Source organism: Thermodesulfobacterium thermophilum DSM 1276, assembly GCF_000421605.1.
GTDB lineage: Bacteria > Desulfobacterota > Thermodesulfobacteria > Thermodesulfobacteriales > Thermodesulfobacteriaceae > Thermodesulfobacterium > Thermodesulfobacterium thermophilum.
Genome location: NZ_ATXI01000004.1, coordinates 37,083 through 57,855, shown reverse-complemented (window position 1 = coordinate 57,855; position 20,773 = coordinate 37,083). Strand labels below are relative to the sequence as shown.

Here is a 20,773-nt window from a genome sequence, read left to right as displayed (position 1 = left end):
ATGCGCTTTTGAATAATTTTACTTTAGTATAAACCAATCTTCTACTTTACCAAGTCCACGCACTGAATTCCCTACATAAATTTCTGAAAAGTTTTTTAGGGTTTCAAGAGAGAGTTCTTGTTCTAAAGCTATTTTCCTTTTAACCAAAAATTGTCTAAGTACTCCATCAAGAAGTTTTAATTTTAAAGGTGGAGTATAGAGTTTCCCCTCTTTTTTGACGAAAAAGTTAGAAAAAGATCCTTCGAGAATTTTACCGTTTTCATCAAAAAACACTACTTCATCGAATCCCAACTGTTTTACTTTTTGCAGGGCTTTTTCTAAGGGAGATCTTACGTTAGTTTTGTGATAGAAAAGATTAGATAAATCAAAATCTCGCTTCATAAAGGCTATTTTTAGCCCTTTTTTCCAGCCCTCATAAGGAAGAAGAGATATCTCTATCCTTCCTTCAGGATAAAGAAGAAGCCTTACTTTATATTTTTTTTGGTCAGGTATGTGGGTTTCGATAAACCTTTGGAAACTGGAAAAATTCTGTAAAACCTTGGGTAGGTTAAACCTGAAATATTTGGCAGAAAATATCAACCTTTGATAGTGGAGTTTTAGAAGGGGGTTGAGGGTATGGGGCTTAAACCAGAAGGTTTCTATCAGTTGAAAATAAGGCAAGGGATTTAAAAAGAATTTAGCTTTGAGCAAACACTCCTCATATTCTTCATCAGATTTGCTATCCCAAACCACTCCACTTCCAATACCTGCTTCTCCAAGATAACTTTCTAAATCTTTTTTAGTGAATACCAAGGTTCTTATCCCCACGTTAAATAGAAAATTATAGTTTGGGTCTATATACCCTATCGCTCCTGTGTAAACTCCTCTGGGTTCTTTTTCAACCTCAGCGATAATTTCCATCGCCCTTATCTTAGGTGCTCCGGTAATTGAACCGCAGGGGAAAAGCGCCTTAAAGATTTCAAACAAATTTTCGGTGAAAAGTCTCCCCTTTATAGAAGAGGTCATCTGATGAAGGGTAGGGTAGGTTTCTATGTTGAAAATATGGGTTACCCAAACCTCTCCTGGCACACAAACCCTTCCCAAATCATTTCTTAAAAGGTCCACTATCATTACGTTTTCTGCCCGATTTTTTTCATCCACAAAAAGTTCCCTTTTTCTCTTTTGGTCTAAAAAGAAAAAGTGGGCTCTCTTAATCGTTCCTTTCATCGGGGAGGTTAATAAGAAAGAACCATCTTTTTCGAGAAAAAGTTCTGGAGATAAAGAGGCTATCGAGAAATTTTCTTCTTCTAAATAAAAACTGTATTTACAGCGCTGAGAAAAGAGGAGCCGATAAAATAAGTCAGATGGATGGCCTTTTAAACAAAACTTGACCTTAAAGGTGTAGTTAACCTGATAAACATCCCCAGAAGCTATGTAATCTTTTATTTTTTTAATGTCTTTCTGATAGATTTCTTTAGATACAGAAAAACTAAGGTTTTCGATTGACAGAAAACTTTCCGTTTTAGCTAATTCAAGGGGGTTGATAAAAAATTTTCGAGGAGGAGGATAGATTCCAAAATAACCAAGTGGCAGGTTAGGTTTTTTAAAAAACTTGTTAAGTCTTTTTTCTAATAAGTATCCTGTCTCATAACATAAGAAACCACAGGCATAAAAACCTTTTTTGATAAAATTTTGGAGTTTTTCAAAAAAAAGAGATAGATTAGAAGGATCATCTATTTTGATAACTTCTAAAGGGTTTTCGAAAGATAAAACCTGATAGGGAAATTTTTCTGCGTTAACCCAAATAAATTTCATCATTCAGGATTTTTAGTATAGGCAAGGATCAAACAAAGGAATAAGATAACAACAGAGATAATTAAAAACACGGGAATAGTAAGCAGGCTTTCTAAAAAAGAATCTTCAAAAAGATATCCGATTACATAGAAGGTTACCAAAAGGGTTTCTAACAGTAAAAAATTTCTTAAAAAGTCTGTCAGCCTTCTTCTAAACACCCATTTTCTCTTAAGGTCATCTTTAAGGTCTTTTAATAGCTGAACCTTTTCTTCTGCTAAGTTTAGTTCTGAAAACATCAGGGTCAAAATCTGTGATATATCTCTTTTTTTGGTATTTTCTAAGTTTTTTTCAAGTAAATTCTTTAGGGTTTTTAATTCTTTTCCGAAGATTATATCTTCTTCTTTATAAGGATATTTTGACCAAAAGGTCGCAAGAACTTCATATTGTTTTTTTAACTCTGTTATTTTATGGTTTATTTCTTTTACTTTGTTATAAACCAAAGCCTGCAATTCAAGGGTAAGGTCAAGTGCTCGGTCTGAGGCTTTATCTATTGCTCCCATACCTCTGTGATAAATGTCATACGCTAAGGTTTTAAGTAATTCTTCGTATTCTTTGATCTCATCTTTGGTCATTACGTGTTTTAACCGATGAAACAGGTCTTCAGCTTCTTTAAGTCTTTGCAAGGCATTTTCTCTTTTCTCAAGGATTCGTTTTTCTATAAAATTTTCTAACTCCTCCTGATCTCTAATAAACAGAGGCTCGGTAAAAGCCCAGAAAATAAGAAGGGGATGTCCAAAATAACCCATAAACTTATCAATTGGTTCATCATTTAAATAATCTAAAACTCTTAATCTGAAAAAGACAGGTAAAAAGGTTTTATCTAACTCAAAAGCTTTTTGATATAGTTCTTTGGCTGTCAGGTCGTTTCCTTGATATTCGTAGAGATATCCTTTTAAAAAAATTATATAACTTTTGGTAAAATTAGAAGTGTTTTGACTTAGAGCGGTTTCAAGAAAGTATAGAGCCCTATCCCATCTATTTTTTAACAGGTTTACAAAGGTCAACCCTATACAGGCCTTTAAATCACTTTCTTCTTCAAGAAATCGACTTTCAGCCACGTTTAAATCTCCTTTTATGAGAGCATCCAAACCTATCCCGATGTTTCCTCCTCTTACAGGGGTTTCTATCGAAAGTTTTAACTGAGACCAGGAAGTTAACCCTTCTCCTCGGTAAAAAACTATCTTTAAAAATTCAGGTAAAAGATAAAAGTGCCTTATATTAAAATAATTTGGTTTTTCCTCTATCAAGCCCTGCCATATAATTTGAGAAGTCTCTGAAAAAGGAAGGTCTAAGGCTTGTTCTAACACCGATCTTGGTTGAGGTTCTAAAAGACCAGGACATTTGTGGTAAGGGTGATGGGTGCTTCCACAGAAAAAACATGGTGGGTTTGGTCCGGTAAAAAAGAAGTCTTTATAAAAAAAATCGATTTTAGGGTCAACAGTAGCAGGCAGCGTTAGCTCTTTCCAGTCGTCTAACCAGTCCTGAACCTTATAAAAAAGATTTACACCTTCAAATTCCTGTAAAACCTCTTTTTTTAGGTTTTCTTGAAAATAGATTTTTCCTGCCCTTACATATCGAGGTTTTTCTGAAAAGTTCCTTTCTTTTGAGAGGATTACATAAAACGGTAAAGGGGAAGAACCTAAAAATTTTTTAAACCGCTCTTTCAGGTTGTAAAGGATCTCGTTGAGATAAACCAGGTTTTTAGGTGCAATCTGGTAAAGATTAGGGGATACTACTTTATATGTCTTTTTTAAAAACTCTTCTATGTTATAGTCTACCTCTTGATAAGAGGTTTTAAACAAGAAATGTTTTAATCTCTGGACTTCAACAATCTTAAGAAACATGTTTTACTTGTTTATAAATTAAGATAAAAAGTCCTAAGGTTATGGCTATATCGGCTATGTTAAAAGCAGGCCAATGGAAGTTCTTTACATAAAGGTCTATAAAATCGAAAACTGCCCCAAATACCAATCGGTCTAAAAGGTTACTAACCCCTCCCCCAAATATCAACCCTAAGCCGATGATTTCTGTCTTAGTTTCAGGCTTATAAGCTTTATGTTTAGCCCAAAAAAATATCAGTGAAAGGAGGATTAGGTTTAGAAAAATCAACCCTAAGGTTCCTAAAAAGCTATTTTTAGCAAAAAGCCCAAAAGCTACTCCTTTATTCCACACCTTAACCAGATTAACACCAGGTAAAACCTGCCAAACGTCTTGATGACCTGGATAGGTCAAGTTTATAAACCAAAACTTGGTTAATCTGTCTAATAAAAAAACTATATTAGCCCATATCCAAAAGGTTTTCATCTAACCACCTACCACCTGATAACATCTTTCACAAAGCTCAGGATTAGGTAGCCTACCAACTTCAGGCTTTCTTTGCCAGCACCTTTCACATTTTTTATATTCGGTAGGCTTCACCAAAATCTTAAGTCCTGATATTTCCTCAGAAACAAAGGTTTGAGGTTTAGATACTGGGTCTAATGCTTCTATCAATTCAAACTTAGCTACTATCAAAAAGTATTCCCAAAAAGAGTTATCTTTTAAGAGTTCTTTTATATCTTCTGGAGCCTCTACATAGACTTCAGCCTCTAAAAAGGTGCTGATAACTTTGTGGTCCTTTCTGGCTATCTCTAAGGCTTTTAGAAATTCTTCTCTAAGGCTAAGTATGGTTTCCCATCTCTTAACCTCATCTTGAGAAAGATCAAACCTGTAATCAGGAAACTCGGTAAGAAAAACCGAAATTTCTTCTTTAGGATAGGGAAGGTTCTGCCAAATATCTTCTGCGGTAAAAGAAAAGATAGGAGCTATAAGTTTTACTATAGAATCTAACGCATAGTAAAAGACCGTTTGAGTAGCCCTACGTTTGAAACTTTCTCGAGGTTCACAATAAAGATAATCACGGTTGATATCTATGATTAAGGAGGAAAGTTCGATTACACAAAAACGATAGATCTCATGATAGACTACATGAAATTCAAAGTCCTCATATCCCTTTTTTACTTTTTCTATTACTTTGCTTAACCTGTAGAGAATGTATTTTTCGAAGGAGGGAAGTTTTTCAAAAGGTATCAAGTCTTTTTTAGGATCAAAGTCATAGAGATTACCTATCAAAAACCTACAGGTATTTCTAACCTTACGGTAGGCTTCAACCAACCTTGAAAGGATTTCTTTAGAGATTTTTATGTCATCCCGGTAGTCTTCAGCCGATACCCAAAGCCTTAAAATTTCTGCTCCATGTTTTGTGATTATATCCTGAGGATGGATAACATTCCCCAAGCTTTTAGACATTTTCCTTCCCTGTCCGTCTACCACAAACCCGTGAGTAAGTAAGGCTTTGTAAGGAGGAACCCCCCTTGTTCCTACCGAGCAGAGAAGGGAACTATGAAACCAACCTCTATGTTGGTCTGATCCTTCTAAATATAAGTCTGCAGGGAAGGAAAGCTCTTCTCTTTTTTCAAGCACTGCTGCAAAAGAAACCCCTGAATCAAACCAGACGTCTAAAATATCTTTTTCCTTAGAAAACCGGTTATGACCACAATTAGGACAGACTGTACCTTCTGGTAAAAGCTCTTCTGCTGGTTTTACAAACCAGGGGTCACAACCCTCTTTTTCAAAAATCTCTATGACCTTTTCATAATATCTAAAATCTTTTAAGATTTCTCCACAGTTTTCACATTTAAACACGGTAATCGGGACACCCCATACCCTTTGTCTGGATATACACCAATCAGGTCTGTTTTCTAACATGCTGTAAAGACGGTTTTTCCCCCAGGAAGGGATAAATTTTACCTTTTCTACTGCTTGTAAAGCTTTTTCCCTTAAACCCTTTAGTTCCATAGAAATAAACCACTGGTCCTCAGCCCTAAAAATAACCGGTTTTTTACATCTCCAGCAAAAAGGATAACTGTGCTCTATTTTATCCGAGAAAAGTAAATGCCCTTTTTGTTTTAAAATTTCTAAGATTTTTTCGTTAGCCTGATAGATAGAAAGTCCACCAACTAATTCTACATCTTTGTAAAATCTCCCTTCCTGATCAACAGGCACATAAACCTCTAATCCATATTTAAGCCCTACCTGATAGTCCTCTTCTCCGTGTCCAGGGGCTATGTGCACTATTCCTGTTCCAGTTTCTAAACTTACAAAGTCAGCTAAGATGATAAGACTTTCTCTGTTATAAAAGGGATGAAGAGCTTTTTTGCCTTCTAAAGTTTTGGGGTCTATCTTAGCAACGATTTTGGGTAAATCCTTGTTAAGTTCAGCACAAAGACCTGAAACACGGCCTTCAGCTACTAAATAATATTCTCCTTCCCACTCTACCAGTAAATACTCAAATTCAGGGTTTAAGGCTAAAGCTAAGTTTGCAGGCAATGTCCACGGAGTAGTGGTCCAGATTAATACATAAGCCGGTTTGTCTAAGGTTACCTGATATTCTTTAGAGATAAATTCTTTAAGGTCTTCGGTAAAGGGGAATTTTACAAAAATAGAATAAGACTTATGTGGTCCATACTCTACCTCAGCCTCTGCCAAGGCAGTTACACAGGTTGGACACCAAAAAACAGGCTTTTTTTTCCTATAAACCTGGCCTGATTCTAAAAACCTTAAAAATTCTCTGGCAATCGTAGCTTCATATTTGTAATCCATCGTAAGATAAGGTTTATTCCAAAAAGCAAAGACTCCAAGCCTTTTAAACTCCTCTCTCTGGATGTTGATATACCTTTCTGCATATTTTCTACAGGCTTCTCTTATTGTGAGAGGAGGGAGTTCTCCTCTTTTTACCCCTAATTCTTGTTCTGTCTTCAATTCAATAGGTAATCCATGGCAATCCCATCCTGGAACAAAGGGTACCTTGTACCCAGCCATCATTTTGCTTTTTACGATAATATCTTTTAAGATTTTGTTTAAAGCTGTACCTAAATGTATATTTCCGTTGGCATAAGGAGGCCCGTCATGAAGGATGTATAAAGGAGCATCTTTTCTTTTTTCAAGCATTTTTTTATAGATTTTTTCTTTTTCCCAAAACTCTAAAAATTTTGGTTCTCTTTCTACGAGATTAGCCTTCATCGGAAATTCAGTCTGAGGAAGGTTCAAAGTATCTTTCCAATCCATAATGAAAGCCTCCTTTTTAAGTAAGCTATGTGACTTCTAATTTTAACATAACTTAAAAAAACCACTATCGTTTTAGCTATTAAATATCTAATTAGGTTTATTAAAAAGTAGGTTGGTAGAAAAAGATGGTATTCTTAGGGATAAGGGATTTAAGGGAAGGGTTAATGTGGTATAATATTAAAACCTGAGAGTTTTAATTTTGATTAAATCAGAATATTAAGGAAGGTTAGGATGATTTTTCTTGATACCTTTGATGTGATAGTCATAGGAGCAGGCCATGCAGGAATTGAGGCTTGTTTAGCCTCTGCAAGGATGGGATGTAAAACCCTTCTAATTACCATCAATCTTGAAAGAATAGGGGCTATGAGTTGTAATCCTTCCATAGGTGGAATAGGTAAAGGCCATTTGGTAAAGGAGATAGATGCCCTTGGTGGGGAGATGGCTTTAGCTATAGACGAAACAGGTATTCAGTTTAGAAAACTTAACACCAAGAAAGGACCCGCGGTAAGGGCTACCAGAGCCCAGGCAGATCGCTTTAGATATCAAGAGAGGATGAAAAAAAGGTTAGAAAGGGTACCTAACCTTTTTATCAAACAGGGATTGGTTACTCAAATTTTGGTAAAAGATAAAAGGGTAATAGGAGTTAGGACTAAAGCGGGAGAAGAGTTTGGGGCCAAAGCTGTGGTAATAGCCCCAGGAACTTTTTTTCATGGACTTATACACATCGGGCTTGAAAGCTTTCCGGCAGGAAGGCTTGGAGACCCTCCTTCCAACAAACTGGCAGAACATCTGAAAGAACTGGGTTTTGAGCTTGGTAGGTTTAAAACCGGAACTTGTCCCAGGCTTGATGCCCGTACGATAGATTATACTAAAATGGAAATCCAATGGGGAGATTTCCCCCCACCTCTTTTTTCTTTTAAAAACTTAGGAAAACGTCCTCCCCTTCCTCAGGTCCCATGTTTTATAACCTATACCACAGAAGAGACCCATAAGATTATCCAAGGTGCTTTAGACAGGTCTCCCCTTTTTACAGGAAAAATTAAAGGGAGAGGGGTTAGGTATTGTCCTTCGATAGAAGATAAAGTCTTCCGTTTCCCAGACAAAGAGAGACATCAAGTTTTTATCGAACCTGAGGGTCTTGATACCGTTGAGGTTTATCCTAACGGGATAAGCACCAGCCTTCCTATAGACGTTCAATGGAAGATGGTAAGAAGTATTCCTGGTTTGGAAAAGGCTGAGATATTAAGGCCAGGCTATGGGATAGAACACGATTTTGTGTTCCCAACTCAACTTAAACCCTCTTTAGAAACCAAACTCATCTCAGGGTTGTTTTTAGCCGGACAAATCAACGGAACCACAGGTTATGAAGAGGCTGCAGCCCAAGGTCTTATAGCAGGTATAAACGCAGCCCTTTACGTAAAGGAAGAAGAACCTTTTATTCTGGACCGTTCAGAGGCTTATATCGGAGTCTTGATCGATGACCTGGTCACCAAAGGGGTAGATGAACCTTACCGAATTTTTACCTCAAGGGCAGAATACAGGTTGTTGCTAAGAGAAGACAACGCGGACCTAAGACTTACGGAAAAGGCAAAAAGGTTAGCTTTAATCGATGAGGAAAGGTGGTTGAGATACCTTGATAAGAAGCAAAAATTAGAAACCTTAGAGACCCTTCTTCGAGAAATTAGGGTTTCCCCTGATTTAATAAACGGTTACCTTCAAAGTAAAGGTATAGCTCCTATCAAACAAACTACCAAGGCTTACGACCTTTTAAGAAGACCAGAAATAGATATAGAGGACCTTGTAGAGTTCCTCCCAGAATTAAAAAGGTTTGACCAAGAAGTTCTCTTAGAGGTGGAAACAGAGATAAAATATAGTGGATATATAGAAAGACAACTCAAAGAGGTAGAAAGATTTAAACGACTTGAAAACATAAAACTGCCAGAAGACCTAAATTATTACGAAATTCCTGGGCTTACCAACGAGGTTCGTGAAAAATTTAGTAAGATAAGACCTACTTCTTTAGGTCAGGCCCTAAGGATCCCAGGAGCTACCCCTGCAGCTATTTCAGCGATCCAGGTATATCTAAAGAAAAAGTGTTAGACCTTTCTATCCCAAGACCAATCTTAAAGATCATCAAGCGTTTAAAACAAAAGGGATACACCACCTATCTGGTAGGGGGGTGTGTAAGGGATCTACTTTTGGGATTAGACCCTAAGGATTATGATATCGGAACTACCGCCACTCCTCGAGAGGTGGTCTCTCTTTTTCCTAAGAGGGCTTTTATCATAGGAAGAAGGTTTCCAATAGTTCATGTCTATATAACCAAAGATCAGTATGTAGAAGTTAGTACCTTTAGAGGTAAAGAGGAATACGACGGTAAAGTAAAGGAAAACTACGGAACCCCAGAAGAGGATGCTTTAAGAAGAGACTTAACCATAAATGCCCTTTTTTATGACGTTTTTTCAAAAGAGATCATAGATTATGTCGGAGGATTAGAAGACCTAAAAAAAGGTATAATAAGGGTTATAGGAAACCCTGATCAAAGGTTTTTAAACGATCCTGTTCGTATGTTGAGAGCTATAAGACATACATCAAGATTAAAATTTAACATAGAATCAATGGCTTGGGAAGCAATTATTAGAAACTCTCATCTTATTAAAAAAGTTGTTTGGGAAAGGTTGAGGGATGAAATTTTAAAAGACCTTATGGGTTTTTGGGTGCTGGACTGGTTTAGACTTCTACAAAAGTCTGGGTTACTTTATCAGATATATCCTTTTTATCTGAAAATGGTCGAAGAAAAATCCTTAGATGAAAAATTTCTTAGGCTGGTTTTGACCAAACTTTCTCAAGACCAGAGCTTAGCTGTGGAAGAACGGATTTGCCTTTTTGCCTATGTTTTTTTACCGTTGATAGGTAAAACCTATGTTCCTTTACCTTTTCAACCGGTGCCTGTTTTTGAAAGAAAAGAGTTATTGCGTTTGTTTTTCTCTTTGTTTTTTACGTTTAGGTTTAATCGAGGGTTGTTTGAACGGTCTATGGATTTATTAAGAGATGTCTATAAAGGAATTTATTTTGCTCAAAAAAACCAACCTTTTCCTAAAAAAATACGAAAAAAAACTTATTTTCATCAAATTCTAAAATTAGTAAGTATTTTACAAGATATTTTGGATTAACCCTATTCTAATTCTTCTCTTAACCTTGCCTTTTTTTTCTGATATTTTTTCCAGGGTTTTTCTTTCTTCTTTCCGTGAGTAAGCTTTCTAAAAGGCAAGTCTTGGTCAGGTTGGTAAACGTCTTCTGTAAAACCAGGTTGATTAAAAGGGGTGATAGGAGCAGGCCTTTCAGTAGGTTTTTCTTGAGGTAAGTATTTACGTATGAACTTTTGATCGATAGGAGGCCCTTTTAAGAAGGCATAATGAAGATAGGAGAGTAACAAAACCCTTTCTCCAAACTGGTAAATCTCAAGATCTTCGTAGAATTTATAGGGTAAAACTTCTATTAACAGTGCACCTTTAGCTTTAGCCCAATTTTCTGCCAATTCTTTTTCAGTAAATACAGGGAAACGTCCTTCTTTAGGACTCCATTTTTCATCTAAACACAATTGATACCACAACCTCGGCTTGACAAATGTCCAAAGTTTTTTAAAATTATAAATTTGGGTTAAACTTACCTTAAAGGGGGGAGTGAATTTTTTCTCTTTAGGCTTTACTAAGTTTGATGTTTCTAAAAATTCAAAAAAATCTCTATAATAGTAAGAAAATAGCTGCTTTAATATGTTTAAGTTTAGTTTTTTAAATTTTTTAGTAAAATTTAGAGCTTGAAAAATTTCCTTTATTTTGAAAAATTCATTATTATCAGGAATAAGACTGAACTCATCGGGGTGATAGCTGAGCATATAGATTAAAGTTTTTAACAAAAGTGGATCGTGCATGGTTGAAGATGAAAGTTTAATAATTATTTTATTTAAACTTAAATTTAACAAAATAATTTAAAAAGAAAAGGGGTGGTTGAGGTAAATGGCACAAAAGGACCTTAACGAAAAGATTTTAGAGTTAGGGAAAACCGGTCAGCTTACTTATGAAATTTTAAACAAGATCTTACCTGAAGAGTATAGCGACCCTGACAAGATGGAAGAGATTTTTGACCTTCTTGAGAGTTATGGGATAGAGTTAAAAGACATGGATCCTTATGAAAGAGAGGAATATATAGAGAAGAAGGTCCATGATAAGATTAAGGAGCTTTCCACTTTTACCGAAGGAGAATTGACTGAAGAAGAGACTATCTCAGAGCCAGGTTCAGAGGAGCTATTATCTCTTTATCTTAAAGAGATGGGTAAGTATGACCTTTTAACCCCAGAAAGAGAGGAGGAGTTGTCAAGAGAGATAAGAGAGGGGTTTGATAATATATTAAAGATTATAAGAGAAACTCAGATAGACTGTAAAGAGATTTTAGAGGTAAAAGCGGTAGTTCAGGAATGGGAGCGAAGAGACCCTAATCTTAAACCTAAAAAAACTTACGTTAATTATCTTGAAAGGATGGTTAAGGAATTAGAAGAAAGATATATAAAAAATAAGAAACAAAAGATAGAGCCTAAAGGTATAAAAGATTTTTGTGTTGATATAAAAAAGAATATCTCTCGTATAGAAAAGGCTAAAGATGAAATGGTAAAGGCTAACCTTAGGTTGGTAGTATCTATTGCTAAAAAGTATGTAAGACAGGGGTTGTCTTTGGCTGACCTTATTCAAGAAGGAAACCTTGGTTTGATGAGGGCAGTCTATCGTTTTGACTATAGAAAAGGTAATAAGTTTAGCACCTATGCTTCTTGGTGGATAAGGCAGTCTATCACCAGAGCTATCCTTGATAAGACAAGAACCATAAGGCTTCCTGTACATTTTTTAGAGCTTAGAAACTATGTTTTTAAGGTTTTTTATGAGCTTTCTAAAGAGTTAGGAAGGGAGCCTACTCCTGAAGAGCTTTCTCAAAGAACTGGGGTTCCTTATGAAAAAATCTTGGTAATCTTTGAAACTTCAAAAGAACCTGTCTCTTTAGAAACTCCGATCGGAGATGAAGACAGCACCTTAGGGAACTTTATAGAAAACAAAAAAAGCCCTTCTCCTTATGATACAGCCAGAAAAAAGGATATTTCAGACAAGATAAAAAGGTTTTTAGCCACCCTCTCTCCCAGAGAAGAAAAAATCATTCGCATGAGGTTTGGTCTTGGAGAATATGAGGGATATACGTTAGAAGAAATAGGGTATATGTTTAAGGTTTCAAGAGAAAGGATTAGGCAGATAGAAAAAAAGGCGCTTTACAAGATGCGACAACTTGCTCAAAAGGAAAAGTTTGACATCAGAGATTAAAAAAGGCTTGATTGCTTAGGTTTAGGTGGTTTTGGCTTAAAGGTTTGAAGAGGGATTCCTTTAAACAAGGGAGATAACCCTTGGGTTAGACAAAAATTATAGACTTTTCTTTCCTTTACTCCAGAAAAATAAAATTCTCTTTTAGCTCTAGTTAGGGCAACGTAAACCAGTCTTTTTTCTTCATCTTCGTCTGTGTCCTTAAAAATTGTAAGGGGAATAAGTCCTTGCTCTGCGCCCACTAAGATAACTACTTCAGCTTCAAGCCCTTTTGAGGCATGTATAGAGAGAAAGTTAACCCCCTCTCGGTCTGTGTCTATAAGGTCAGAAGGTTGAGTGCTGATAAGATAGCCTAAAAATCTTTCTTTATGTTGGGTTGAAAGTTCCCAAAGATTTTCCAGATAGGTTTTGATCTTGGAAGGTGCTTTTTTTATCAGATCTGTTATAGAAAAAACCGAAGATTGAGCTTCAGATATAAACTTTTGTAGAGTCTCATAAGCAGCTTTAGCCTCTTCTTCTACCAGGTTAACCGGTATCCCAGCCTTGAGGAAGGCTTCTTTTAAGGGTTGAAAGACCTCTTTTAATCTTGCAAGAACAAAGATTTCCTTAGGAGGAATCCCTCCCTGTTTTTGGTGTTCTAACTGTAATCCTCCTAAGAGGTCTTTTACCAAATCAGTTAAAATTTCTCTTTCGTGAAAAGAATTTTCAAAAAAAAGCCCCTGAACCTTCCCTCCGGTTTTTAGACTGTTGTAGGATGCTTGTTCCCAGGGTGAACATTTAAACCGTTCAGCTATTTTAAGTATTTTTTCTGGACATCTAAAACTCTGAGAAAGAGTTAGTACCTTAAGGTTAGGTCTAAAGGTATGCCAAAAGTTTTTAATTTTTTTTAGGTTTACTCCTCGGAAACCATAAATAGATTGATTAGGATCACCAAACAAAGTAAAGGTTGCATTTTTAAAAAGGGTTAAAAATTCTAAAATATCTTCTGAAAGGTCTTGAAATTCGTCTATAACTACATGATAACCTGAAAAGTTTAGGTTATGAATGGATGAGGCCTCATAAAGTAAAAGTTCAAAGTCTAAAAGCTGGTTCTTTTTGAGGTATTCAAAAAAAGTTAGTTTGTTTGTTGACTGAGTTAAAGGTTTTGGGGTTCTACCAAAGAGTTTTTTTAAAATTTCCTTTTTTTCTTTTTCTGTAAGCAGTTTAGGAGGTTTTTGGTGATGTTCACACCATAAATCATAGGCATAACCATGGAAGGTATCAACCTTTATTTCTTTTAAACCTGCCTGAATCAATCTTTGCCTTAATTCCTTTGAGGTTTTAACAGAATAAGTGAGAACTAAAATTTTTTTTGGTGAAACCTCGTTTTTTTCGATAAGTTGTTTTAGCTTAGCCACAAGCGTATAGGTTTTCCCTGTTCCAGGACCTGCTATTACGATTGCATCTTGAAGGGTAGCTAAAACTTCCTGTTGTTCTTGGGTGAGCTTAAACTCCATAGAGGTTGATTATAACCTGAGATTATATCTTGTCTATGATGATTCCCCCTCCTAACAAAAAACCCTTTTCATAGAAGGCACAAACCTGACCAGGGGTTACACCAAAAACAACCTCTTCAAAAAGAACCTTTGTTTTCCCCTCTTCAGTTATTACCTCTTTAACCTTAGCCATAGGGCTACGGTATCTTATCTGAGCTTCAGGAGAGGTCCATTTCTCGATCGGAAGGTGTAGATTTAGACTCTCAAGTACAAGACCTTTAGCTGCAAGGTCTTTTTTTTCTCCTAAAAAGATGGTATTAGTTTGCGGGTCTAAACAGGTTATATAAAGAGGTTTGCCTAACGGAAGCCTTAAGCCCTTTCTCTGCCCTACGGTATAGAAAAATATCCCTTCATGGGTCCCAACTACTTTATCTTTATAAACCACAGGCCCCTTTTTAGGTTTTAAAAACATAGATAAAAACTCTTTAACTGAACTTCCTTTTAAAAAACATACGTCCTGAGATTCTTGCGAGGTTTCTATCCCAAAAACTTCTTTAGCCATCATTTTAACTTCTTCTTTTAAGTAACCACTTAGAGGAAATGTTAGAAAAGATAAAGCATCCTTGTTGATCAAAGATAAAAAGTAAGATTGATCCTTTTTAGAATCTTTTGCTTTCTTTAACAGGAGCTCTCCTTGGTATTCCCCTAAATCCACGTAATGTCCGGTAGCTAACTTTTCGGTCTCTAAATTTTTTAACGTCCAGTCAAGGACTTTCCCAAATTTTATTTTTGCGTTACATAGAGCACATGGATTGGGAGTTTGGCCTTGGGCATAAGTGTTTATAAAATAAGAGATGATTTGTTCTTGAAATTCCTGGGTAAGGTCTATGGTGTGATGGGGTATGTCAAGGGTTTGGGCTATAAATTTAGCTTTTTCTACTTCTTTTTGTTTTTTAAAAAGCTTAAAGGTGATTCCGACTAAAGAGGCCCCTTGTTTTTTTAAAAGATAGGCAGAAATAGCGCTATCAATTCCTCCGCTTAGACAAATGGCGATTTTCATGTTTTATGGTAAAATAAAGTTTACCAAAGTAATTAAATTTTTTAAATTATAAACAAAAGGAGTGGAATATGGAAGGCCTTTTAAAAAAATTTTTTCAACCTTCTAAAAAAGTAATAGCTGACAAGGCAGCTTTTCCTGAAGAGACGGTATTGAGGGTAGAAAATAGGCTTAAAAGCCTGGGGCTTAAGGTTTATAAAGGAGTTCAGAGGATAGATAAGGGAAGGCTTGGAATCCCTGTTTATATAAGTCTTTATGATATAGATGGGCAGAGAACTACCGGAAATTTTAAACAGATGGGTAAAGGTTCTACTGAGGTTTTAGCTAAAGCAAGTGCACTTATGGAGTTGGTAGAAAGGTTTTCTCTGTTTTCTTATTATCGATCGGTAGAAAAGGTAGGAAGATTAACAACGTTCGAGGAGTTGGGAGAAGATGCCCTTGCCTGGGAGGTATTTTTGAGGTCTGTAGAAGATGACGAACAAGATAAGGTTAGAGAAATAGCCTATCGTTATATAAAAAAGACTCCTATGTGGTTTGTTCCTGGGTTAGAGGTTACTACTAAAAAAGTTAAATATCTACCTTTTCATTGGTTTTGGATGCTTTATGAATATAATGGGTCTGCTGGGGGGAATACCTATCCTGAGGCAGCTACTCAGGCTATCTGTGAGTTGATAGAAAGACATGTGAACGCTCTTTCGGTGAGAAAGGGTATACCAATGGCTGAAATAAAAAGAAGTTCAATTTCAGGGGAAGGAGAGAGACTGCTTTCTTGTTATGAGAGATTGGGGATAAAGGTATGGATAAGAGATATGACCTTTGGAATGCCTGCTCCAACGATAGCGGTGATGGCGATGGATCCCTCTACCTATCCTCACAGAAGTGAAATCGTTTATGCTGCTGGTACAGGTACTTCACCAGAAAGGGCTTTAATAAGGGCCTTGACAGAAGTAGCTCAGCTGGCTGGAGATTTTGATACCGAGGGTAAATATTTAGAAAGTGGGCTTCCAAAGTTTCGTACCTTAGAAGAAGCTACTCAGGTATTGGCTACCAACGGAGAGGTTAGTTTGCAAGATCTTCCTAATTTTTATTCTGAAGATCATATTCAAGAACTTGAGGTCTTAGCTGATAGACTAAAAGAGTTAGAATATCAAACCTATTTGATAGACATAACTCGCCCAGATTTAGAAATTCCTGCGGTTTATGCGGTGATTCCAGGAATACTTTTTAGAGAAAGAACTAAGATTTCCTATCTTTATCAGTTTGTAAGAACTTTAAGCCTTTATCTTCCTCTTGAGTCTCAAAAATCAATATTAGAAGAGTTGATAAAAGAGGTACCAGACAGATATTTTCTTTGGGCTTTTTTGGGTAATGTTTATAAAGAGTTAAAAGACACTACCAAAGCAATTTCAGCCTATCAAAAGGCACTTGAAATGATCGATTTTGACGACGACAAAATAGCCCTTTATACACATTTAGCCGATGCTTATTTAAAGGATGAACAGTATAAAAAAGCGGTGGAAACTGCTTTACAAGGCCTTTCTTTAGAAGAGGTACCTGAGCTTTACAACATCTTAGGAAGGGCTTATTATAAGTTAGAAGAATATTTTCTGGCCATGGATGCCTTTTTTAAAGCTATAGATTTAAATCCAGGTTCAGCTATAGACTATGCCAATGTAGGCTATTGTTTAAAGGCGTTAAACCAGCTACCTACTGCAGAGGTTTTTTTCTTAAAAGCCTTAGAGCTTAATCCTGATTTGACGGTTGCTAAAATGGGATTAGAATATTGTGGAAAGTTTTTAAACAACCAAAACTAATCCTTGGAGGGTAAAGGTGGTCTACAAAAAGGGTTTATATCTTAAGTTTAACCCAGAGATAGTAGACCAGCCTATAGTATATAGGCTGGTAAAGGATTATGATTTAGTTTTTAACATTCTTAGAGCGGTAATCACCCCTGGTAAAGAAGGCATCATGATCTTGGAATTAGAGGGTACACCTGAAAGACTAAAAGAAGGGTTAAACTATCTTAAGGAAGTAGGGGTTGAAGTCAAATCTTTAGAACAACAGATCATCAAGAATGAGGAAAAATGTATTCATTGTGGAAATTGTACTGCTGCATGTCCAACAGGGGCTCTTTATGTGGAAAAAGATACCTTTTATATAAGGTTTAACCCTGAAAAATGCACAGCTTGTGAGTTTTGTGTGGCAGTTTGTATCACCAAAGCCATGGAGGTCCATGTAGAAAGAGAGGTAGAAAGTTTTACTTAAGGGTCTATTGACTTTTTGGTAACATTTATCATAATTATTAGACAATGGCAAAGTTAGACGCTTTTTTTAAATTGATGGTTGACACCCAAGCTTCTGACCTGCATCTTTCTGCAGGTAACCCTCCTCTACTCAGGATTCACGGAGATCTTCAAAGAGTTAAATATAAAGTTTTAGAAGATGAAGAACTTAGAGAAATGCTCTATGAGATAGCCCCAGAAGAAATCATCAAAAGGTTTGAGGAACAAGGAGAAGTAGACTGGGGTTATGAAATTCCTGGTTTAGCTCGTTTTAGGGTTAACTATTATCGTCAAAGAAGGGGAGTTGCTGCAGCCTTTAGACTTATTCCTAACAAGATAAAAACCGTAGAAGAGTTAGGCCTTCCTTCCATCCTTAATCGGTTAGCCCTTTTGCCAAGAGGTTTGGTGTTGGTTACTGGTCCTACAGGGTCAGGTAAGTCTACCACCTTAGCTGCTATCATAGACTATGCTAACAGAATGCGTTATGACCATATTCTTACCATAGAAGACCCTATAGAATTTGTGCATGAACCTAAGAATTGTCTGATAAACCAAAGAGAGCTTGGCATCCATACCAAAAGTTTTGCTAATGCCCTTAGGGCTGCTCTGAGAGAAGACCCTGATATTATCATGATAGGTGAGATGAGAGATTTAGAAACCATTTCTTTAGCTCTTGAAGCAGCTTTAACCGGACATTTAGTATTTGCTACCCTTCATACCATCAGCGCAGCTCAAACTGTAAGTAGAATTGTGGATGCTTTCCCTCCGGAGGAAAGAGACCAGATAAGGGTTTCTTTATCAGAGGCTTTAAGAGCAGTTATCTCTCAGACGATGTTTAAAAGGATAGACAGACCTGGTAGGATTGTGGCCATGGAAATCATGATAGCTACCCCTGCGATCAGAAACCTTATAAGAGAAAATAAGATCCATCAAATACCTTCGATGATTCAGATGGGTAAAAAGTATGGGATGATATCTCTTGATGACTGTATTATGGAATATCTTAACAACAAGTGGATAAGTCCTGAAGAGGCCTTTATCAAAGCAGTTGATAAAAGTAGGTTTATTCCTTTTGTCCAAAACAAAGAAATTTTAGACTTCACCGAAATGCCGGGTTAGTAAATCCATGCTAACAGATTTTGATATAAAAGAGCTACTTTACAAGTTAGCTAACATAGAACCAGGTATTTCTGATATTTTTATCCTTTCAGGTTATCCTTTTCAGGTTATGGTTTATGGAAAGATGAAAAATGTATTTTTAGAGGATTTTTATGTAGAAAGGTTAACTCCTCATCAAACCGAGAACATTGCGTTCAACCTTTTAAAAGAAAACCCTCAACTTTTTGTGAAACTTTTAAAAGACGGATATGCAGACCTTTCTTATTTTTTAGATGACGAAACTCGTTTTAGGGTAAACGTCTTTTCTCGTCAAAAAAACTATAACATCATCATGAGAAAACTTGAAGGGAGGGTTAAGGGTATAGATGAATGGGGCCTCCCTGAGGTTTTTTATAAAATAGCTAAGGAAAAATTTGGGATTGTGTTGGTTACCGGAGCTACAGGTCAGGGGAAAACCACTACCTTAGCTGCTATCCTTCATGAAATAAATAAGACTCAACCGGTCCATATTTTAACCTTAGAGGACCCTGTAGAATATATCCATCAACCAATTAAAGCTACCATTAATCAAAGAGAATTAGGTACAGATTTTAGCTCTTATGCAGAGGGGCTTAGGGCAGCCCTAAGAGAAGCTCCTCACGTGATCTTAGTAGGAGAAATAAGAGATAGAGAAACTATGGATATTGCACTTATGGCAGCTGAAACAGGACATTTAGTTTTTTCTACTTTGCATACGATAGGAGCCTCCCAAACGATAAACAGGGTTATAGGTTTTTATCCTCCTGATGAAGAAAATTTTATCAGACAAAGATTAGCAGCCTCTTTAAAATGGGTGATAGGGCAAAAACTTCTTCCTAAGATAGGAGGAGGAAGGATCCCAGTGTTTGATATTCTTTACAATAACTTAAGGACCAAGGAAATTATCCTTACAGGAGAATCAGAGGGTAAAACCTTTTATGACGTTATGACCCAGGGTAAACCCTTTGGGATGCAAACCTTTGATCAACATCTGATAGAGCTTTACGAAAAAAATCTTATAGAAGAAGAATTGGCTATTTATCATGCATTAAGAAAAGATGTTGTGGGAAGACAAATAGACCTTATCAAGAAAAAAAGAAGGGTTGAAGAAGAGGCACTTAACTTAGAGCTTGGAGGCAAAGGGGTAAAATAAGAGGTTTTTTTTATGAGAGTTGATTCTTCAGATTTATTTTTACAAAAATTAGTCGTCGGTTTTTTTTGGAAACTTTCCGATTCTTTCAGTCCTATAGCAGAGTGGTTTGAAGTTAATAAAGATTATGTTGTAAGAGAAATTAAAGATAAGGAAGACTTAATATTTTTGATTAAAAACAGACTTTTAAAGGTATTAGTGATAGGGGTTAATTCTTTAGAAGAAGCTTATGAGATCAAACAATTTTTAGATTTTAAAATCTCTGTTGAACTAAGAAGAGAGCTTGAGGTGATATATGTAAGTCCTCAGGTACAAACTTTAGACCCAAAAACTACTTTTTTATGGAGTGCTAATTTAGTTTTAAACCCTCAGCATTTATCAGAATTTTCAACCATTTATACCAAGGGTCTTTCCTATTGGGAAGATCTTTATAAACATTTTAAGAAAACTCAAAAATATTTTTTTGAAAAAAGTCTTGAGGGAGGGGTATGATGATAAAAAAAGCGGTGCTACCTGTAGCAGGACTTGGGACAAGGATGCTTCCGATTACTAAAGTAGTCCCTAAGGAGCTTTTACCTGTGATAGAAAGACCTACGATAGAATATGTGATAGACGAAGCAATTCAGTCTGGAGTTAATACCTTGGTTTTTATCATTTCTCAAGGTAAAGGTAAGATTATAGATTATTTTGATATTGATTTAAACTTAAGGAGTTTTCTTAAAGAAAGAGGAAAGACAGAACTTTTAGCAAAGGTACAAGAGGTAGAAGAAAAGATCAAACATCTTATAGAAGTTAGACAAAAGGTGCCTGAGGGGTTAGGACATGCTATTTTGATGGCAGAAAAGGCGGTAGGAAACGAACCTTTTGCTGTGTTATTAGGAGATGACTTGGTAGATGCAGATCCCCCCTGTATTAAGCAGATGTTAGAGGTTTATCAAAGTTTATCTCCCGAGAGTTCTGAAATAAGCCTTATAGGAGTTGAAGAGGTAACCTGGAAAGATGTTTCTAAGTATGGGATTATCGAGGGGGAAAGGGTAAGCACAGACCTTATAAAGATAAGAAAGGTGGTAGAAAAACCTAAACCCGAAGAGGCTCCTTCTAATTTTGCTATCATAGGGCGTTATATATTTAGTCCTATAGTATTTGATTATCTTAAAAGAATACCTAAGGTCAATGGAGAATACCAGCTTACCGACGCCATTCAGCTTATGATAGATGAAGGACACGAGGTATACGCCTATTTATTTAAAGGAAAAAGGTTTGATACAGGAAACAAAGAGGGTTTTTTTCAAACTATCCTTCATTACGCCTGTAAAGACCCCAAGCTTGAGGCAGTTTTAAAAAATTTTTACCAAGAACGGTTTCAAGATTAAAAA

16 protein-coding genes are annotated in these 20,773 nt (G+C 36.2%); 9 read left to right on the top strand and 7 right to left on the bottom strand.

What is annotated here, in order from left to right; all coding sequences use genetic code 11:
* Positions 1-18: 18 nt before the first annotated feature.
* The 4 genes from pabB to ileS are packed head-to-tail and all read right to left on the bottom strand — an operon-like array spanning position 19 to position 6,939.
* A complete protein-coding gene (gene pabB, locus H529_RS09890) occupies positions 19-1,794 on the bottom strand; it encodes an aminodeoxychorismate synthase component I (protein ID WP_022855015.1) in 1,776 nt (591 codons plus the stop codon).
* Positions 1,794-3,677 carry a tetratricopeptide repeat protein gene (locus H529_RS0102625; protein WP_022855014.1) on the bottom strand — a complete coding sequence of 628 codons (1,884 nt, stop codon included), beginning with the start codon at positions 3,675-3,677 and terminating at the stop codon, positions 1,794-1,796. The genes pabB and H529_RS0102625 overlap by 1 nt, the downstream gene beginning before the upstream one ends.
* The gene (lspA, locus tag H529_RS0102620; protein WP_022855013.1) at positions 3,667-4,137 is read right to left on the bottom strand and encodes a signal peptidase II; all 471 of its coding nucleotides are present in this window, start codon (positions 4,135-4,137) and stop codon (positions 3,667-3,669) included. Before lspA ends, H529_RS0102625 begins: the two co-directional genes overlap by 11 nt.
* Positions 4,138-6,939, bottom strand: coding sequence for an isoleucine--tRNA ligase (gene ileS / locus H529_RS0102615; protein WP_022855012.1), 2,802 nt, complete (start codon positions 6,937-6,939; stop codon positions 4,138-4,140).
* 231 nt (positions 6,940-7,170) lie between these two features.
* Here ileS and mnmG point away from each other — a divergent pair, with 231 nt between their 5' ends.
* Positions 7,171-9,039 (top strand): tRNA uridine-5-carboxymethylaminomethyl(34) synthesis enzyme MnmG, encoded by a 1,869-nt coding sequence (mnmG, locus tag H529_RS0102610; RefSeq protein ID WP_022855011.1) that lies wholly within the window; start codon positions 7,171-7,173, stop codon positions 9,037-9,039.
* Positions 9,033-10,112, top strand: coding sequence for a CCA tRNA nucleotidyltransferase (locus H529_RS11145; RefSeq protein WP_022855010.1), 1,080 nt, complete (start codon positions 9,033-9,035; stop codon positions 10,110-10,112). Before mnmG ends, H529_RS11145 begins: the two co-directional genes overlap by 7 nt.
* A 2-nt stretch (positions 10,113-10,114) precedes the next feature.
* On the opposite strand, the gene H529_RS11550 is transcribed toward H529_RS11145, so the two are convergent.
* The gene (locus H529_RS11550; RefSeq protein ID WP_162138221.1) at positions 10,115-10,552 is read right to left on the bottom strand and encodes a hypothetical protein; all 438 of its coding nucleotides are present in this window, start codon (positions 10,550-10,552) and stop codon (positions 10,115-10,117) included.
* A 403-nt stretch (positions 10,553-10,955) separates the two neighbouring features.
* On the opposite strand from H529_RS11550, the gene H529_RS0102595 reads away from it, so the two are divergent.
* Complete coding sequence (locus H529_RS0102595; protein WP_022855008.1) at positions 10,956-12,299, top strand: sigma-70 family RNA polymerase sigma factor; 1,344 nt, start codon at positions 10,956-10,958, stop codon at positions 12,297-12,299.
* Here the strand turns inward: H529_RS0102595 and H529_RS0102590 are convergent.
* A complete protein-coding gene (locus H529_RS0102590) occupies positions 12,296-13,792 on the bottom strand; it encodes a UvrD-helicase domain-containing protein (RefSeq protein WP_022855007.1) in 1,497 nt (498 codons plus the stop codon). The two genes, H529_RS0102595 and H529_RS0102590, sit on opposite strands and share 4 nt — an antisense overlap.
* A gap of 22 nt (positions 13,793-13,814) precedes the next feature.
* Complete coding sequence (gene mnmA, locus H529_RS0102585; protein WP_022855006.1) at positions 13,815-14,831, bottom strand: tRNA 2-thiouridine(34) synthase MnmA; 1,017 nt, start codon at positions 14,829-14,831, stop codon at positions 13,815-13,817.
* A 68-nt stretch (positions 14,832-14,899) separates the two neighbouring features.
* On the opposite strand from mnmA, the gene H529_RS09880 reads away from it, so the two are divergent.
* Genes H529_RS09880 through H529_RS0102555 form a run of 6 tightly spaced genes read left to right on the top strand, consistent with a single transcriptional unit; the run spans position 14,900 to position 20,770 of the window.
* Positions 14,900-16,642, top strand: coding sequence for a YcaO-like family protein (locus H529_RS09880; protein WP_022855005.1), 1,743 nt, complete (start codon positions 14,900-14,902; stop codon positions 16,640-16,642).
* 16 nt (positions 16,643-16,658) lie between these two features.
* Positions 16,659-17,093 (top strand): NIL domain-containing protein, encoded by a 435-nt coding sequence (locus H529_RS0102575; RefSeq protein ID WP_022855004.1) that lies wholly within the window; start codon positions 16,659-16,661, stop codon positions 17,091-17,093.
* A gap of 44 nt (positions 17,094-17,137) precedes the next feature.
* Entirely contained in the window at positions 17,138-18,229 is a 1,092-nt protein-coding gene (locus tag H529_RS0102570; RefSeq protein WP_022855003.1) for a type IV pilus twitching motility protein PilT, read from the top strand.
* Positions 18,230-18,236: 7 nt separating this feature from the next.
* Positions 18,237-19,400, top strand: coding sequence for a type IV pilus twitching motility protein PilT (locus H529_RS0102565; RefSeq protein WP_022855002.1), 1,164 nt, complete (start codon positions 18,237-18,239; stop codon positions 19,398-19,400).
* A 12-nt stretch (positions 19,401-19,412) separates the two neighbouring features.
* The gene (locus tag H529_RS0102560) at positions 19,413-19,889 is read left to right on the top strand and encodes a hypothetical protein (protein ID WP_022855001.1); all 477 of its coding nucleotides are present in this window, start codon (positions 19,413-19,415) and stop codon (positions 19,887-19,889) included.
* Entirely contained in the window at positions 19,889-20,770 is an 882-nt protein-coding gene (locus H529_RS0102555) for a UTP--glucose-1-phosphate uridylyltransferase (protein WP_022855000.1), read from the top strand. Before H529_RS0102560 ends, H529_RS0102555 begins: the two co-directional genes overlap by 1 nt.
* Positions 20,771-20,773 lie beyond the last annotated feature (3 nt).

What these genes read in the sequence shown, in the direction of transcription:
- H529_RS0102625 (WP_022855014.1), bottom strand. Translation starts at nt 3,677, where the DNA reads ATGTTTCTTAAGATTGTTGAAGTCCAGAGATTAAAACATTTCTTGTTT.
- H529_RS0102595 (WP_022855008.1), top strand. Translation starts at nt 10,956, where the DNA reads ATGGCACAAAAGGACCTTAACGAAAAGATTTTAGAGTTAGGGAAAACC.
- H529_RS0102590 (WP_022855007.1), bottom strand. Translation starts at nt 13,792, where the DNA reads ATGGAGTTTAAGCTCACCCAAGAACAACAGGAAGTTTTAGCTACCCTT.
- H529_RS0102555 (WP_022855000.1), top strand. Translation starts at nt 19,889, where the DNA reads ATGATAAAAAAAGCGGTGCTACCTGTAGCAGGACTTGGGACAAGGATG.
- H529_RS0102565 (WP_022855002.1), top strand. Translation starts at nt 18,237, where the DNA reads ATGCTAACAGATTTTGATATAAAAGAGCTACTTTACAAGTTAGCTAAC.
- ileS (WP_022855012.1), bottom strand. Translation starts at nt 6,939, where the DNA reads ATGGATTGGAAAGATACTTTGAACCTTCCTCAGACTGAATTTCCGATG.
- lspA (WP_022855013.1), bottom strand. Translation starts at nt 4,137, where the DNA reads ATGAAAACCTTTTGGATATGGGCTAATATAGTTTTTTTATTAGACAGA.
- mnmA (WP_022855006.1), bottom strand. Translation starts at nt 14,831, where the DNA reads ATGAAAATCGCCATTTGTCTAAGCGGAGGAATTGATAGCGCTATTTCT.
- H529_RS0102570 (WP_022855003.1), top strand. Translation starts at nt 17,138, where the DNA reads ATGGCAAAGTTAGACGCTTTTTTTAAATTGATGGTTGACACCCAAGCT.
- pabB (WP_022855015.1), bottom strand. Translation starts at nt 1,794, where the DNA reads ATGAAATTTATTTGGGTTAACGCAGAAAAATTTCCCTATCAGGTTTTA.
- H529_RS0102560 (WP_022855001.1), top strand. Translation starts at nt 19,413, where the DNA reads ATGAGAGTTGATTCTTCAGATTTATTTTTACAAAAATTAGTCGTCGGT.
- mnmG (WP_022855011.1), top strand. Translation starts at nt 7,171, where the DNA reads ATGATTTTTCTTGATACCTTTGATGTGATAGTCATAGGAGCAGGCCAT.
- H529_RS09880 (WP_022855005.1), top strand. Translation starts at nt 14,900, where the DNA reads ATGGAAGGCCTTTTAAAAAAATTTTTTCAACCTTCTAAAAAAGTAATA.